Raw genomic sequence first — 15,212 nt, 5'->3', positions numbered from 1 at the left:
CTACTGCACGCGGGCCCCGACGGCGGCCGCGAGCTCGGCCGCGTCGGCGGTCGGGGCGTCGCAGGTGAAGCGGCGGCAGACGTAGGCCGCCGGGCGTCCGCCGAGCAGCGGCCGGCCGCGCAGCAGCGGCACCTCGCCGCCGGTCCCGTCCGCCTCCCCGCCGCCCGTGTCCCCGCCGTCCGGTTCCGTGCCGTCCGGCTCCGTACCGCCCGGCGCACCGACCGTGACGACGGCCCCGGGCGCGGTGGCGAGCAGGGCGGTGCGGTGGAGCAGGGCGGTGGCGTCGTCGCCGGCCGGCCCCACCACCGCGATCTCGCGCGGCCCGTCGGCGTGCGCCTCCGCCGCCGCGAGCCCCCAGCCGATGAACCGCGGGGCGCGCGAGGCCAGCGCCCCGACGACGCCCAGCGCCCGCTCGGCGGCGGTGCGGTGGCGCTCGGAGCCGGTGTGGGCGGCGTAGGACAGCAGGGCCGCGGCGGCGGCGGTCCAGCCGGAGGGCGCGGCGTTGTCGGTGGGGTCCTGGGGACGGCGGATGAGCTGCTCGGCGTCGTCCGCGGTGTCGTACAGCGCCCCGGTGTCCGGGTCCGCGAAGTGGACGAGGACGGTGTCCAGCAGGCCGCCCGCCAGCTGCAGCCACTCGGGGCCGCCGGTGACCGCGTGCAGGGCGAGGAACCCCTCGGCGACGTCCGCGTAGTCCTCCAGCACCCCGGCGTTCGGGCCGGGCCGGCCGTCGCGGGAGGTGCGCAGCAGGCGCCCCTCGGGGGTGAGGTGCACGGAGAGCAGCAGGTCGGCGGCGGCGAGGGCGGCCTCCAGCAGGTCCGGGCGCTCCAGCAGGGCGCCGGCCTCGGCGAGGGCCGCGACCGCCAGGCCGTTCCAGGCGGCGACGACCTTGTCGTCGCGGGCGGGCGGGGTGCGGCGGGCGCGGGCCGCCAGCAGGCGGGCGCGGACCGACTCGTACCAGGGCAGGTCGTCCGGGTCCTCGGGCAGCTGCAGGACGGAGGCGCCGTGCTCGAAGGTGCCCTCCTCGGTGACGGCGAAGAGCGCGGCGGCGCGGCGGCCGTCCTCCTCGCCGAGCTCGGCGGCGAGCTGGGCGGGCGTCCAGACGTAGTAGGCGCCCTCGGCGGGCTCGCCGGTGGCCGGGTCGGGGCTGTCGGCGTCCAGGGCGGAGGCGAAGCCGCCCTCGGGGGTGCGCAGCTCCGCCAGCAGGAACGCGGCGGTGTCCAGGGCGGTCCGGCGGGCCTGCGGGGAGCCGGTGGCCCGCCACAGGTGCAGGTAGGCGCGGAGCAGCAGCGCGTTGTCGTAGAGCATCTTCTCGAAGTGCGGCACCACCCAGGCGGCGTCCACGGCGTACCGGGCGAACCCGCCGCCGAGCTGGTCGTGGATGCCGCCGCGGGCCATCGCGTCGCAGGTGCGCTCGGCCATCTCCAGGGCAGCGTCCGAGCCGGTGCGGGCGTGGTGGCGCAGCAGGAACTCCAGCACCATCGACGGCGGGAACTTCGGCGCGCCGCCGAAGCCCCCGTGCCTGCCGTCGAAGTGGCGGGCCAGGCCCAGCAGCGCCTGGTGGAGGCCGTCCTCGCCGGGGGCCGCGTGCCCGGCGGCGCCGAAGCCGGAGGTCCGCTCGGCCAGGTCGGCGGCGATGCGGCCGGCGACCTCGCCGACCTCCTCGCGGCGTTCCTGCCAGGCGGCGGCGACGCCCTGGAGCACCTGGCCGAAGGAGGGCATGCCGTGGCGGGGGCCGGGCGGGAAGTAGGTGCCGAAGTAGAAGGGCTCCGCGTCGGGGGTGAGGAAGACCGTCATCGGCCAGCCGCCCTGGCCGGTGGCGGCCTGCACGGCCTCCATGTAGACGGCGTCGACGTCGGGGCGCTCCTCGCGGTCGACCTTGACGGCGACGAAGTGCTCGTTGAGGTAGGCGGCCACGGCCTCGTCCTCGAAGGACTCGTGGGCCATCACGTGGCACCAGTGGCAGGCGGCGTACCCGACGCTGAGCAGCACGGGCACGCCGCGCCGCCGGGCCTCGTCGAACGCCTCCGCCGACCAGGGCCACCAGTCGACGGGGTTGCCGGCGTGCTGGAGCAGGTACGGGGAGGTGGCGTCGGCGAGGCGGTTCGGCATGCGACCATCCTCGCCCATCCGCCCGCCCGGTGCGGGGAGGACGCCCCCCGCCCGGCGCGGGCGGGCGGCGGCGGACATGGCTGAGGGCCCCGGGGCGCGGGCGGGCCGGGGTGCACCGGGCCGGGCGGGCCGGGCCGGCCGGTCAGGCGGTCCGGGAGTCCTCGGGGCGGCCGCCCGGGGCGGCCGGGGCGTCGTCCTGCTCCGGCTCCTCGACGAAGTCGACCTTCTTGAACTGCTTGTTCATGTTCTTCAGCAGGAACCAGGTCGCGGCGCCGAGGACGGCGAAGACCACGAAGCCCAGCAGGCCGGGGGTCACCTTGTCCTCGTCGACGGCGAGCGAGGTGAGGTGGGCGAGGACGGCGGGGTCGGTCATGGGGGTGCTCACATCTCCATGGTGGCCCGGCCCGGCGCGGACCGGGCCACCGGGGTGCCGGTCGGACGGCGGGACCGGCCGGGGCGGGCGGCGGGGCGGGGCGGGGCTGCGGTCAGACGGTGACGTCGGCCGTGATGCCCGCGAACAGGTCGTCCTCCGGCAGGGAGGTGTCGACCAGCGAGCGGGCCAGTTCGAAGTCCTCGGTGGGCCAGACCTCGCGCTGGACCTCGCGCGGCACGCGGAACCACGGGCCGTCCGGGTCGATCTGGGTGGCGTGGGCGATCAGGGCCCGGTCGCGGACCTCGAAGTAGTCGGCGCAGTCCACGCGGGTGGTGATCTCCCGCTCCTTGCGGCCGCTCTTCTCCCAGCCCTCGATCCACTCGCCGTACGGGGAGTCCAGGCCGTGCTCGGTGAGGTAGGCGTGCAGGGCGCGGATGCGGCCCATGGGGAAGCCGTGGTTGTAGTACAGCTTCAGCGGCTGCCAGGGCTCGCCCGACCCCGGGTAGGCGTCCGGGTCGCCGGCGGCGTCGAAGGCCGCGATGGTGATCTTGTGGGTCATGATGTGGTCGGGGTGCGGGTAGCCCCCGTTCTCGTCGTACGTGGTGATCACGTGGGGACGGAACTCGCGGATCAGCCGCACCAGCGGCTCCGCGGCCTTCTCGACCTCCTGGAGGCCGAAGCAGCCGTCCGGGAGCGGGGGCAGCGGGTCGCCCTCGGGCAGCCCGGAGTCGACGAAGCCCAGCCAGGCCTGCTTCACCCCCAGGATCTCCCGGGCCGCGTCCATCTCCTTGCGGCGCACCTCGTGGATGTTCTCCTCCACCCACGGGTCGCCCTGGAGCTTGGGGTTGAGGATGGAGCCGCGCTCTCCCCCCGTGCAGGTGGCCACCAGCACGTCCACGCCGCGGGCGACGTACATGGCCATGCTGGCGGCGCCCTTGCTGGACTCGTCGTCCGGGTGGGCGTGCACCGCCATCAGTCGCAGCTGCTCAGTCAACGCCACAATTCCTTCCGCATGCGTACCGCGCCGCCCCGGCGCGTCCGGCCGGGGTCGGCCACTCCTATAGTGACGGACTGGAGGGCCCGTGCATTCCGCGGCCTTGCCGGGGAAGGAACGATCGGATGAGCACCACAGCGCCCAGGGTCCCCGAGGGCCGGTACGGACGGTCAGGCCGCTTCGGCGGGGACGACGCGAGGGCGGACCGGCGGCTCCGGGCCGCGGCCGTGGTCTGCGGCGTGCTCTTCGCGGCGCTGGTCGTCTGGCTGGGCACCTCCTACCTGATGCGGGAGAGCCGGCTGCACGGCGAGGTGACGTCCTTCACCGTGGTCTCCGACACGCAGGTGCGGGCGCACGTCTCGGTGCGCAAGCAGGAGGGCGTGGGCGGGGTGTGCACGATCCGGTCCCAGTCGGCGGAGAAGGAGACGGTGGGACAGGCGGACGTCGCGATCCCCGCGAGGGGCACCGCCCTGGAGGAGGACGTCGTGCTGCGCACCGTCCGCCGCGGCACCACCGCCGAGCTGCTGGGCTGCACCCCCCGCCCGTAGCCGCCGCCGTGCCCGGACCTGCCCGCCGCCGCCAGGAGGCCACCTGCAGCCCCCCGCGGCCCCGGAAGGCCCCCGGGAGGCGCGGAGGTCCCCCGCCCCGGCGTGCGGCCGCCCCGGGGGAGCGCGCGGCCGCCCAGGCCACGCCCCCGGCTGTCGTACCCGTGAGGCATAGTCGAAGACGAGGGCGGGCACGCGTCCCGGGGCAGGCAGGCTGCGGTGCGCCGCAAGCCACTCCCCCTCTGCCCCGAGGAATTGTTACCCTCGTGGTTTCGCCCCTTCCGAGCCCAGACGGCCCGGGAGCGGGCGTTGCTTTGTAGTAAGCCGAGTACCGACGAGGAGCACCTGTGACCCAGACCAGCGATAACGTCACCTGGCTGACCCAGGCGGCGTATGACCAGCTCAAGGCCGAGCTGGACTATCTGTCGGGTCCCGCACGCGTGGAGATCGCCAAGAAGATCGAGGCGGCCCGCGAGGAGGGTGACCTGCGCGAGAACGGCGGATACCACGCGGCCAAGGAGGAGCAGGGCAAGCAGGAGCTGCGCATCCGCCAGCTCACCCAGCTCCTGGAGAAGGCCCAGGTCGGAGAGGCGCCGTCGGACTCCGGCGTGGTCGCCCCCGGCATGGTCGTCACCGTCGCCTTCGACGGCGACCCCGACGACACCATGACGTTCCTGCTCGGCTCCCGCGAGGTCGCCGGCGACGACCTGGAGATCTACTCCCCCCAGTCGCCGCTGGGCACCGCGATCAACGGCAAGAAGGTCGGCGAGGACGCCACCTACGAGCTGCCGAACGGCAAGAAGGCCACCGTGAGGATCACCGGGGCCAAGCCCTACAGCGGCTGAGCCGTCCCAGGACGCACGGAGGGCGGCCGCCGGCCCCGGGTCTCGGACCACGGGGTTCCGGCGGCCGCCCTCCGGCGCGTCCGGGCCTGTTGCGGCGCGCCCGGGCCGGTCGGGCCCCGACGGGCCCCGACGGCGGGGCTCAGCCCACGGCGTTGCGGTACTTGCGCACCGCCAGCCAGGAGAAGAGCGCCAGGATCAGCAGGGACCAGGCCAGCGACGCCTCCACCGGGTGCTCCATCGGCCACACGTGGGCGGGGTCCACACCGGGGTTGCCGAAGAGCTTGCGGCAGGCCTGGACGGTGGCGCTGAAGGGGTTCCAGTACGCGATGGCCTGCAGCCAGCCCGGCATGGTGGAGACCGGGACGAACGCGTTGGACAGGAACGTCAGCGGGAAGAGCCAGATCAGGCCGGCCGAGGTGGCCGCCTCCGGGCTGCGGACCGACAGGCCGATCAGCGCGCCGATCCAGGAGAAGGCGTAGCCGAGCATGAGCAGCAGGAGGAAGGCGCCGAGGGCCTTGAGCACGCCCTCGTGGATCCGCCAGCCGACCAGCAGCGCCACGGCCGCCAGCACCAGCACGGTGAAGGCCGTCTGCACGACGTCGGCGATGGTGCGGCCGACCAGGACGGCGGAGCGGGCCATGGGCAGCGACCGGAACCGGTCCACCAGGCCCTTGGTCATGTCCTCCGCGACGCCGGCCGAGGCGCCCGCGACCGCGAAGGTCACGGTCTGGGCGAAGATGCCCGCCATCAGGAACTCGCGGTAGGCGCTCTCCCCGCCGGAGCCGGGGACCTTGATCGCACCGCCCATGACGTACGAGAAGAGCAGGACGAACATCACGGGCTGCATCAGTCCGAAGACGACGATCTCCGGGATGCGGGTCATGCGGCGCAGGTTCCGCTTGGCCACGACCCAGGAGTCGCGCAGCACCTGCACCGCGCCGCCGCGCGGCTGCGGCACCGCGTGCCCGATCGCCGCAGGGGTGGTCGCCGCCATGTCATGCGTCCTTTCCGGTGGTGGTGCCGCTGCCGTCGGCGCCCTTGGCGGCGCCCTCCTCGGAGTCCTCGGCGGCGTGGCCGGTGAGGGAGAGGAAGACGTCGTCCAGGGTCGGGCGGCGCAGGCCGATGTCGTCGATGATGATGTTCCGGCCGTCGAGCTCGCGGATGACGTCGGCGAGCACCCGGGCGCCGCCGCTGACGGGCACGGTGATCCGGCGGGTGTGCTGTTCGACGGCGGGCTCGCCCTTGGCGTAGGGGGTGAGCGCCTCCAGCGCGGTCGGGATGAGCTCGCGGTTGTGGACCACGACCTCCACCCGCTCGCCGCCGATCTGCGCCTTGAGCTCGTCGGCGGAGCCGCGGGCGATGACCTGCCCGTGGTCGACCACGGCGATGTCGTGGGCGAGGCGGTCGGCCTCCTCCAGGTACTGCGTGGTGAGCAGCAGGGTGGTGCCCTGCGCGACCAGGGTCTCGATGACCTCCCACAGGGCGAGCCGGTTGCGCGGGTCCAGGCCCGTGGTCGGCTCGTCGAGGAACATCACCGGCGGGCGGACCACCAGGGCCGCCGCGAGGTCGAGGCGGCGGCGCATGCCGCCGGAGTAGGTCTTGGCCGTGCGGTCGGCCGCCTCGGAGAGGTTGAACCACTCCAGCAGCTCCAGGGCGCGGGCCTTCGCCTCCCGGGGCTTCATCTGGTAGAGCTCGCCGACCATCTGGAGGTTCTCGCGGCCGGTGAGGTACTCGTCCACGGCCGCGTACTGGCCGGAGAGCCCGATCAGGCTGCGGACCCGGTTGGGCTCCTTCAGCACGTCCACGCCGGCGACGACGGCGCGGCCGGCGTCGGGGCGCAGCAGGGTGGTGAGCACCCGGACCGTGGTGGTCTTGCCCGCGCCGTTGGGACCGAGGAGACCGAGCACGGTGCCCTCGGGCACCTCCAGGTCGACCCCGTCCAGGGCTCGTACGTCGCCGAAGGTCTTCACCAGTCCTTCGGCGGTGATGGCTGCCGCCATGTGCCTCTCTCTTCTCCCGTGGCCGGCCGGTGCGGTGTGCACAGCGGTGTGTGCCGGGCCGTGCCCACGCGGATGCACCAAAGGCGATACATCGCGTGTTGCGACGACGATGGCAGAACGCGATGTATCGCGTCAAGGTGTGAAGGGGGTGCAGGGACCCCTCGCACGCCGTCCGGCCCCGCGACGGCGTCGCGGGGCGGGTACCAGCATGGCGGGTGCCACTGACAACGGCCCACCGATTTGACGTTCCCGCAGGCCGGGACGGGTCGGGCCGACGGCCCGGCCTCAGCCCTGCCGCAGCACCGTGTAACCCGCCTCGCGCAGCTCCGCCAGGACCGCGGCGCAGTGGTCCGGCCCCTTGGTCTCCAGGTGCAGGTCCACCTCGGCCTCCGCGAGGCCGATCTGCGGCGCGGTCCGCACGTGCGCCACGTCCACCACGTTGGCGTCCGCGCGGGAGAGCACGCCGAGCAGGGTCGCCAGCGCCCCCGGCCGGTCGACCAGCAGCAGGCGCAGCGACAGGTACCGGCCCGCCGCCGCCATGCCGTGCCGCAGCACCCGCTGCATCAGCAGCGGGTCGACGTTCCCGCCGGAGAGCACCGCCACCACCGGCCCCTCGACCGCCTGCGGCTCCTGGAGCAGCAGGGCCACCGGGCTCGCCCCGGCCGGCTCCACCACCAGCTTCATCCGCTCCAGGCAGAGCAGCAGCGCCCGGGAGAGGGAATCCTCGGAGACCGTGCGCACCCCGTCCGCCAGGGCCTCCACCACGGCGAACGGCACGTCGCCGGGCATCCCCACCATGATCCCGTCGGCCATCGTCGCGAACGACTCCAGCGCCACCGGCCGCCCCGCCGCCAGCGACGGCGGGTACGCGGCCGCGCCGGCCGCCTGCACCCCGACCACCCGCACGTCCGGCCGCAGCGGCTTCACCGCCGCCGCGATCCCCGCCAGCAGCCCGCCGCCGCCCGTCCCCACCAGGATCGTGCGGACCTCGGGGCACTGCTCCAGGATCTCCAGCCCCACCGTGCCCTGGCCGGCCACCACGTCCGGGTGGTCGAAGGGGTGGACGAGGACCGCGCCCGCGGCCTCCGCGAACTCCCGGGCCGCCGTCAGGGCCTCGTCGACGTTCAGCCCGTGCAGCCGCACCTCGGCGCCGTAGCCGCGGGTGGCCTCCACCTTCGGCAGCGGCGCGGCCGACGGCATGAAGACGGTGGAGCGCACCCCCAGCAGCGACGCCGCCAGCGCCACCCCCTGCGCGTGGTTGCCGGCGCTCGCCGCCACCACCCCCGCGGCGCGCTCCACCGGCGAGAGGCCGGCGATCCGCACGTACGCGCCGCGCAGCTTGAACGAGCCCGTGCGCTGCAGGTTCTCGCACTTGAGGTGGACCGGGAAGCCCGTCAGGGAGGAGAGGTGGCGGCTGCCCTCCATGGGGGTCACCCGGGCCACGCCCGCGAGCATCTTGTGCGCGCCGCGCACGTCGTCGACGGTGACCGTCCAGCTGTGCATGGTGCCAGCGTAGGACGGCGCGGCGCCCCGGACCGGGCCTGCGGGCGGCGGCGCACCGGAGGACGTTCCGGCGGGCGCCCGGGAGGGGGGCCGGCAGGAGCGCGGCGCGGGCGCGGAAGGAGGCGCGGCAGGGGCGCGGAGGGCACGGCCGAGCCGAAAGTTCGCGCGGTTCGGGGCGTTACGTGCGAGGGCCCGGTCCGCGTACCCTCGGAGGCGCCGGGCCCGGCACCCGGAGGGCCGCGGCGCACAGCACCGATCGAACACCGCGAGCCGCCATGACCTCGGACCACGTCCTCCACGACCGCCTGCAGTACCAGGTGGCGATCTTCGCCCGCCGGGTCGAGCAGGTCCGCATCGGCGGTGTCGGCAGCCAGCGCAACTCGATGGACCGCGCAGCGTTCCTGCTGCTCAACCGGCTGGACTGGCAGGGGCCCATGGGCGTCAAGGCCCTCGCGGACGCCCTGGGCATCGACTCCTCGACCGTCACCCGGCAGGTCGCGCCCCTGGTCGACGCCGGGCTCGTCGAGCGGGTCCAGAACCCCGACGACAAGCGGGCCGTCTTCCTCGGCCTCTCCCCGCTGGGGAGCGCACGGCTGGAGGAGGTCCGCAGCAGCCGCCAGGAGCTGGTCAGGCGGCTCGTCGCCGACTGGCCGCAGGAGGACCGGGAGGCCTTCTGCGAGCTGCTGGCCCGCTTCAACCTCTCCATGGAGTCCTACGCCGCCGGGGGCGGCGCCCAGGACCCGGCGGCGGTGCCGAGCCGCTGACCGCGCGCCCCGGCGGCGGGGCCGGGCCGGGGGCGGCGCCCCGGCCCGGCGTCCCGGGACGGCCGTCCCGGGCGGGCCGTCTCAGCCCAGCGCCTCGGTGAGGTCCGCCAGCAGGTCGTCGGCGGACTCGATGCCGACCGACAGCCGCACCAGGTCCGCCGGGACCTCCAGCGCCGAACCCGCCGCCGACGCGTGCGTCATCCGGCCCGGGTGCTCGATCAGCGACTCCACACCGCCCAGCGACTCGCCCAGCGTGAACAGCCGCGCCCGGTTGCACACGTCCACGGCCGCCTGCTCGCCGCCCGCCACGCGGAACGACACCATGCCGCCGAACGCCCTCATCTGCTTGGCCGCCACCTCGTGCCCCGCGTGCTCCGGCAGGCCGGGGTAGAGGACCTGCACCACCTTCGGGTGGCCGGTGAGCATGTCGGCGATCCGCACCGCGTTCTCGCAGTGCCGGTCCATGCGCACGCCGAGGGTCTTGATGCCGCGCAGCACCAGCCAGGAGTCGAACGGGCCGGCCACGCCGCCCATCGCGTTCTGGTGGTAGGCCAGCTGCTCGCCCAGCTCGGCGTCGGCCGTCACCAGCGCGCCGCCGACCACGTCCGAGTGGCCGCCCATGTACTTGGTGGTGGAGTGGACCACCACGTCCGCGCCCAGGGCCAGCGGCTGCTGCAGGTACGGGCTGGCGAAGGTGTTGTCCACGACCAGCAGCGCGCCCGCCTCCCGCGAGATCTGGGCCAGCGCGGCGATGTCGGCGATGCCCAGCAGGGGGTTGCTCGGCGTCTCCACCCACAGCACCTTCGTGGTGGTGCGCACCCCGGCCCGGACCGACTCCGGGTCGTGCATGTTGGCCACCGACCACTCCACGCCCCAGCGCTGGAGCACCTTGGAGAAGAGGCGGAAGGTGCCGCCGTAGGCGTCGTTCGGGATCAGGATGTGGTCGCCCGGCTTGAGGACCGTGCGCAGCAGGCAGTCCTCGGCCGCCAGGCCGGAGGCGAACGCCAGGCCGCGCCGGCCGCCCTCCAGCGCCGCGAGGTTCTCCTCCAGCGCGGTGCGGGTCGGGTTGGCCGAGCGGCTGTACTCGTAGCCGCCGCGCAGGCCGCCGACGCCGTCCTGCTTGTAGGTGGAGACCTGGTAGATGGGCGGGACCACCGCCCCCGTCTGCGGGTCGGCCTCCTGGCCCGCGTGGATGGCAAGGGTCTCGAAGGCGTAGTGCTGCCCGTGCTGGTCGCTCATGGTGTCCGAGCGTAGCCCGCGCGCGGGGCCGCCAGCGCACCGTACGGCCCGCGGCGGGGCACCGCCGGGCCTGCGGGGCGCAGGCCCGGCCCGGCGGCGCGGCCCCGGGTCCGGCCGGCCTCCGCCTGCGGGGCAGGGCCGCACCGCGCGGCCGGCCCTCCCCTGCGGGCGGTCAGCCCTCCCCGCGGACGGGCAGCCGCCATCCCGGGCGCGGGAAGTGGCAGGTGTAGCCGTCCGGGTAGCGCTCCAGGTAGTCCTGGTGCTCGGGCTCGGCCTCCCAGAAGGGGCCGACCGGCTCGACCTCCGTGACGACCTTGCCCGGCCACAGTCCGGAGGCGTCCACGTCCGCGATGGTGTCCTCGGCGATCCGCTTCTGCTCGTCGTCCACGTAGTAGATCGCCGAGCGGTAGCTGAGGCCGATGTCGTTGCCCTGGCGGTTCCTGGTGCTCGGGTCGTGGATCTGGAAGAAGAACTCCAGGAGCGTGCGGTAGTCGGTCCTCTCGGGGTCGTAGAGGATCTCGATGGCCTCCGCGTGGGTGCCGTGGTTGCGGTACGTCGCGTTCGGCACGTCACCGCCGGTGTACCCGACCCGGGTCGCCGTCACGCCGGGGAGCCGTCGGATCAGGTCCTGCATCCCCCAGAAGCATCCCCCCGCCAGCACGGCCCTCTGCGTCTGCGTTGCCATTACGGCCCCTCCACTGTCGGTCTGATCGGTCACCCGGGCCGCCCGGCTCGCACACCGCCGGCCTCCCTGGCCTCCCGTTCCAACGCGCGGGGGTTCCGGGCGATTCCGCGGCCGCCCGGCCGGCGGACGGCGGGGACGGGTCGGGCGCCCCACCGCCGCGGCCCGGGGGCGACCGGCCCGGTCACGTCCGCGGCGGCGCCCCCGGCCCGGCCGCCCGCCCGGGCGAACGGACCCACGACGTGAACGTCTGCAGGCCGTCGATGAGGATCGCGAACCGGATCGAGTGGAACAGGTCGAACGAGTGCTGCGCGCCGGGCAGTTCGACGTGGACGACGGGGCCGGCCGAGACGGCGCGCACGTCCGCGACGAACCGCCGCGCGTGCCCGGGCGGCACGAAGGTGTCCTGGTCGCCGTGTGCGATCAGCAGGGGCGGCACCCCGGGGCGGACGTGGTCGGCCGGGGACGAGGGCTGCGGCCCGGGCTCGATGCGGCCGTAGTAGCCGTAGAGCCCGATCGCTGCGGCCACCGACGTGTCCTCGTCCTCGAAACCCGGCTGGAACGCCGGGTCGCCGGCGGTGAACGCCGCGGTGACGGCGAGGTGGGCGCCCGCGGAGCTCCCCGCGAGGACGATGCAGGCCGGATCCGCGCCGTGCTCCGGTGCGTGCTCCCGGGCCCAGACGATCACCCGTTTGACGTCGACCACGAAGTCGTGGAACGCGGCGCCCGGGCGCAGCCGGTAGTTGGCGCTGATGCACACCCAGCCCTGCCGGGCGAAACCGTGGAGCAGGGCACGGGCGTAGAAGCTCTTGCGGCCCGTCCGGAAGCCGCCGCCGTGGAGGTGGATCAGGATCGGCGCGCCGGGGGAGCGGTCCCGGCCGCGGTGGACGTCCAGACGGTTGCGCCTGCCGTGGGGGCCGTACGGGAGGTTCGCGGTCCGCCGGACGCCCCGGCGGGACAGCGGCAGCGGGGCGAGGAGGATCCGGACCCAGGGCAGCCGGCGGACGCGGCCCGCCGGCGACCCGTCGCCGGTGCCGCCGGCGGCGCGGAACCCCGGGCCGAGGCCCTCGTCGAGCGCACGGTCCACGGCCGCTCCCGCGCGCAGGGCCCGCCGGGCCAGGACGGGGGTCGCGGCGACGACGGTGCAGACCGCGCCCGCGGCGGCCAGGACGGCGGGCCCGTGGAAGTCGCCCTGCGTGCAGGCGAGCAGCGTCGCCGCGAGCACCCAGGAGAGCCCGGCGAACGGCGACTCGTTGACGACGGCGCTGAGGAACCAGCTGAGCGTCCCGAGCGGACGGGGGCGGCGCAGCGGCGCCAGGGCCAGGAGCGTGCCCACGACCACCACCCCCACGGTGGCCAGGTAGCCGATTGGCACGGCGGCTCCTCCGGGGGTTGCGGCCCTGCCGCCCGGGGCGGGCGGTGCGGGGCCGCGGCAGGCGGGGTGCCGTCAACGTACTACACCGGTAGTCGACGTGACTACCGGTGTAGTCTTCCTCCGTGTCGGACCGCGAACTGCTCCTCCTCGACGCCGCGATCGGCGTCCTCGCCCACGGCGGGATCCGCCGGCTGACCCACCGGGCGGTGGACGCCCGGGCGGGCGTGCCGACCGGGTCCACGTCGAACCGGTTCCGCACCCGCGAGGCCCTGCTGACCGGGGTGCTGGGGCGGCTGCTGGAGCGGGAGACGGCGCTGTGGACGAGCCCGGACGTGCGGACGGGGGCGGGCGGCATCGACGGGTTCGCCGTGCGGCTGGGCGGCGTGGTGGAGGCGCTGGGCGGCACCGACCGGGAGCTCACGCTCGCGCGGCACGCCGTGTTCGCCGAGGCGGCCCAGCAGCCGGCGCTGCGCACGGCCCTGCAGGCCGCCCGCCGCCGGCTGGCGGCCTGGCTGGCCCCGCTCCTCGCCGACCTCGGCTCGCGCGACCCCGCAGGCGACCTGCGCCGGCTGCTCGCGCTGGTGGACGGGCTGCTCGCCGGCCAGCTGGTCGACCCGGAGGACGACTTCACCCCCGCCCCCGCCATCGCCGCCCTGCTGCACGGCCTCGTCGACCCGCGCTCCGCGTCGCACCGGGCAGGCGGCTAGGCGGACCGCCCGGCCGGGACGGCCCGGCGCGGAGCGGGGACCGCCGGCCGCTGGCCCTCCCGCCGGAGGCGCACGGACCCGCCTCGGGGGACGCGCGAACGGACCAGCCCGGATCGCGGCGGCCCGGCACCCCGCCGATGCTGGGGACGTCGTCGGCACCCCCGGCACGGGTGTCCCCGAGTCCTCCGCGGCCCCGTGCCGTCCGGGGAGTCCCGGAGGGGGGTGGTGCGCATGGTGAGGTTCAGGATGCGGCCGGCCCCCGGGGCCCGGCGGACCGGCCGCGGCGCCCGCCGGTCCGGCCGGCCGGCGGATCCCCGGACGTGGGCCGCCGTGGCGGTCGTCGCCGCGCTGGTGTCGTCGTCCGTCGCGGGGGCGCCGGCCCGTCCGGCCGCCGCGCCCGCCGCGGGCGTGCCGGGGCCTCGCGCCGGGAAGGCGGACCTGCTGCTGGACGGGGACTCGTTGACGCTCGGCCAGATGTTCGCGGTCCTGGACGCCTCCCGCGTCTCGGTACGGCTCACCGAAGGGGCGCGCGCGAGGATGCGGCGGAACCGGGCCGGGGCGCTCGGGGCCCTGCGCTCCGGGGCGCGCGTCTACGGCTGGAACCAGGCGCTCGGCCCGCTCAAGGACCGCGAGCTCACCCAGGCCGAGCAGCGCCGGTTCCAGCGCAACATCCTGCTGTCGAACGCGGCGGGCACCGGTGCGCCCTTCCCGCCGCAGGTGGCGCGGCTGGCGCTGGTGCTCCGCGCCAACCAGATGGCGCGCGGCCGGATGGGGGTGCGCCCCCAGCTGGCGGAGCGGCTGCTGGACCTGGTGAACGCCGGGGTCACGCCCGAGATGCCGCAGATCGGCTCGTTGGGGATCGGCGACCTCCAGCCCATGGCCGAGGCCGGCCTGGTCGCAATCGGCGAGGAGGCGCCCGCCCGGTACCGCGGCGTGGTCGGCCCGGCTTCGCGGGTCCTGCCCAGAGCGGGCCTGGCGCGGTCCTTCACCCTGGAGCAGGGGGAGGCGCTGGCGGTGATCAGCGGCAGCACCGTGGTCGCCGCCGACTTCGTCCACGCCCTCCGGCGGGCCGAGCGGCTCGCCGGCCTGGCCGAGGGCGGCCTGGCGCTGTTCATGGACGCCACGGGGGCCGAGGCCGCCGCCCTGGACGCCCGGACCCACGCCGAGCGCCACATCCCCGGCGAGACCGGTGTCGCGGCCCGGATGCGGGCCCTCGTGGCGGGCAGCGGCTGGATGACCGACGCCGGGCGCCGTCGGCGCGGGGAGACCCACGACCGGGTGCAGGACGCGGTGTCCGTGCGGGCGGCACCCCACATCCTGGGAGCGCTCCGCGAGGCGCTGGCCGACGACCGCACCGTCCTCGAACGCGAGGCCGGCTCGTCCACGTCCAACCCCCTGGTCTTCCCCGTGCTCGGCGGACCGGACGAGTTCCTGATGGGCGGCAACTACGACGGCGACCTGCTCGCCCACGAGATCGACCGGCTGAACGGCCACATCGCCGACGTCGGCGTGCTGTACGAGCAGCTCTCGGCCCGCCTGCTGTCCCCGGTGTGGAGCTACGGCCTTCCCGCGAGCCTCGCGGGCGGCAAGGTCGGGCTCAACTCCGGCATGGTCCAGGTGCAGACGGTGGCGACCGCACTGGTGCCGGAGATGCAGGTGAGGGCGTACCCGCCGAGTGTGCTGTCACGCCCCGCGAAGACCGGGCAGGAGGACCACAACACCATGGCCATGGCCTCCGTCCGGGCACTGCAGGAGAACCTGGACCGCCTGGAGGTCGTCATCGCCGTGGAGATGCTGATGTCCGCGCAGGGCATCGACCTGATCCGCGCGAGGATGGACGGGCTCCCCCTGGGGGCGGGGACGGCGCTCCTGTGGCGCGCGATCCGCCGCCGCATCCCTCCCCTGGGGGACGACCGGTGGATGTCCCCGGACCTCGACGCGATGATCCGCCTGGTGGCCGGCGGGGAACTCCTGGACGCCGTTCGCCGGGCCGACGCCGGGAGGCTCCGGCGGACCCCCTGAGGAGCCGCGGCAACCCCTGACGCCCCTTCCCCTGACCGCCTCCGGAACGCACCG

14 protein-coding genes are annotated in these 15,212 nt (G+C 75.4%); 5 read left to right on the top strand and 9 right to left on the bottom strand.

Annotated features, from left to right (window positions below; genetic code table 11):
- The 3 genes from ACFY07_RS15260 to mca all read right to left on the bottom strand — a co-directional run bounded on the left by ACFY07_RS15260 (position 1) and on the right by mca (position 3,476).
- On the bottom strand, positions 1-2,109 hold the full coding sequence (locus tag ACFY07_RS15260) for a thioredoxin domain-containing protein (protein WP_390869076.1): 2,109 nt from the start codon (positions 2,107-2,109) through the stop codon (positions 1-3).
- A gap of 142 nt (positions 2,110-2,251) precedes the next feature.
- A complete protein-coding gene (locus tag ACFY07_RS15255; protein ID WP_374228251.1) occupies positions 2,252-2,494 on the bottom strand; it encodes a hypothetical protein in 243 nt (80 codons plus the stop codon).
- A 100-nt stretch (positions 2,495-2,594) separates the two neighbouring features.
- Positions 2,595-3,476 carry a mycothiol conjugate amidase Mca gene (gene mca / locus ACFY07_RS15250; protein ID WP_390869075.1) on the bottom strand — a complete coding sequence of 294 codons (882 nt, stop codon included), beginning with the start codon at positions 3,474-3,476 and terminating at the stop codon, positions 2,595-2,597.
- 125 nt (positions 3,477-3,601) lie between these two features.
- Here mca and ACFY07_RS15245 point away from each other — a divergent pair, with 125 nt between their 5' ends.
- Positions 3,602-4,024, top strand: a complete 423-nt coding sequence (locus tag ACFY07_RS15245) for a DUF4307 domain-containing protein (protein WP_390869074.1) — start codon at positions 3,602-3,604, stop codon at positions 4,022-4,024.
- Between the two features lie 344 nt (positions 4,025-4,368).
- On the top strand, positions 4,369-4,866 hold the full coding sequence (gene greA, locus ACFY07_RS15240; RefSeq protein WP_230747052.1) for a transcription elongation factor GreA: 498 nt from the start codon (positions 4,369-4,371) through the stop codon (positions 4,864-4,866).
- 139 nt (positions 4,867-5,005) lie between these two features.
- Here the strand turns inward: greA and ACFY07_RS15235 are convergent, their stop codons facing one another.
- The 3 genes from ACFY07_RS15235 to ilvA form a co-directional block, all read right to left on the bottom strand.
- Positions 5,006-5,860 (bottom strand): ABC transporter permease, encoded by an 855-nt coding sequence (locus tag ACFY07_RS15235; RefSeq protein WP_230747050.1) that lies wholly within the window; start codon positions 5,858-5,860, stop codon positions 5,006-5,008.
- 1 nt (position 5,861) lies between these two features.
- Positions 5,862-6,866, bottom strand: coding sequence for an ATP-binding cassette domain-containing protein (locus ACFY07_RS15230; protein ID WP_390869073.1), 1,005 nt, complete (start codon positions 6,864-6,866; stop codon positions 5,862-5,864).
- Between the two features lie 285 nt (positions 6,867-7,151).
- Positions 7,152-8,369, bottom strand: coding sequence for a threonine ammonia-lyase (gene ilvA, locus ACFY07_RS15225; RefSeq protein ID WP_390869072.1), 1,218 nt, complete (start codon positions 8,367-8,369; stop codon positions 7,152-7,154).
- 275 nt (positions 8,370-8,644) lie between these two features.
- On the opposite strand from ilvA, the gene ACFY07_RS15220 reads away from it, so the two are divergent.
- Positions 8,645-9,133 carry a MarR family winged helix-turn-helix transcriptional regulator gene (locus ACFY07_RS15220; RefSeq protein WP_390869071.1) on the top strand — a complete coding sequence of 163 codons (489 nt, stop codon included), beginning with the start codon at positions 8,645-8,647 and terminating at the stop codon, positions 9,131-9,133.
- An 81-nt stretch (positions 9,134-9,214) separates the two neighbouring features.
- Here ACFY07_RS15220 and ACFY07_RS15215 read toward each other — a convergent pair whose 3' ends face one another.
- From ACFY07_RS15215 to ACFY07_RS15205, 3 genes are all read right to left on the bottom strand, one after another.
- Positions 9,215-10,372, bottom strand: a complete 1,158-nt coding sequence (locus ACFY07_RS15215) for a cystathionine gamma-synthase (protein ID WP_230747043.1) — start codon at positions 10,370-10,372, stop codon at positions 9,215-9,217.
- 172 nt (positions 10,373-10,544) lie between these two features.
- On the bottom strand, positions 10,545-11,057 hold the full coding sequence (gene msrA, locus ACFY07_RS15210; RefSeq protein WP_230747041.1) for a peptide-methionine (S)-S-oxide reductase MsrA: 513 nt from the start codon (positions 11,055-11,057) through the stop codon (positions 10,545-10,547).
- A 181-nt stretch (positions 11,058-11,238) separates the two neighbouring features.
- On the bottom strand, positions 11,239-12,429 hold the full coding sequence (locus ACFY07_RS15205) for an alpha/beta hydrolase (protein WP_390869070.1): 1,191 nt from the start codon (positions 12,427-12,429) through the stop codon (positions 11,239-11,241).
- Positions 12,430-12,551: 122 nt separating this feature from the next.
- Here ACFY07_RS15205 and ACFY07_RS15200 point away from each other — a divergent pair, with 122 nt between their 5' ends.
- Positions 12,552-13,136 (top strand): TetR/AcrR family transcriptional regulator, encoded by a 585-nt coding sequence (locus tag ACFY07_RS15200; protein WP_390869069.1) that lies wholly within the window; start codon positions 12,552-12,554, stop codon positions 13,134-13,136.
- A 330-nt stretch (positions 13,137-13,466) separates the two neighbouring features.
- On the top strand, positions 13,467-15,158 hold the full coding sequence (gene hutH, locus ACFY07_RS15195) for a histidine ammonia-lyase (protein WP_390869068.1): 1,692 nt from the start codon (positions 13,467-13,469) through the stop codon (positions 15,156-15,158).
- The last annotated feature ends 54 nt before the right edge of the window (positions 15,159-15,212 follow it).

Source organism: Streptomyces sp. NPDC001380 (assembly GCF_042895785.1).
Lineage (GTDB): Bacteria > Actinomycetota > Actinomycetes > Streptomycetales > Streptomycetaceae > Peterkaempfera.
Note: the sequence above shows the minus strand (reverse complement) of the source record. Positions and strands in the feature narration are given on the sequence as shown.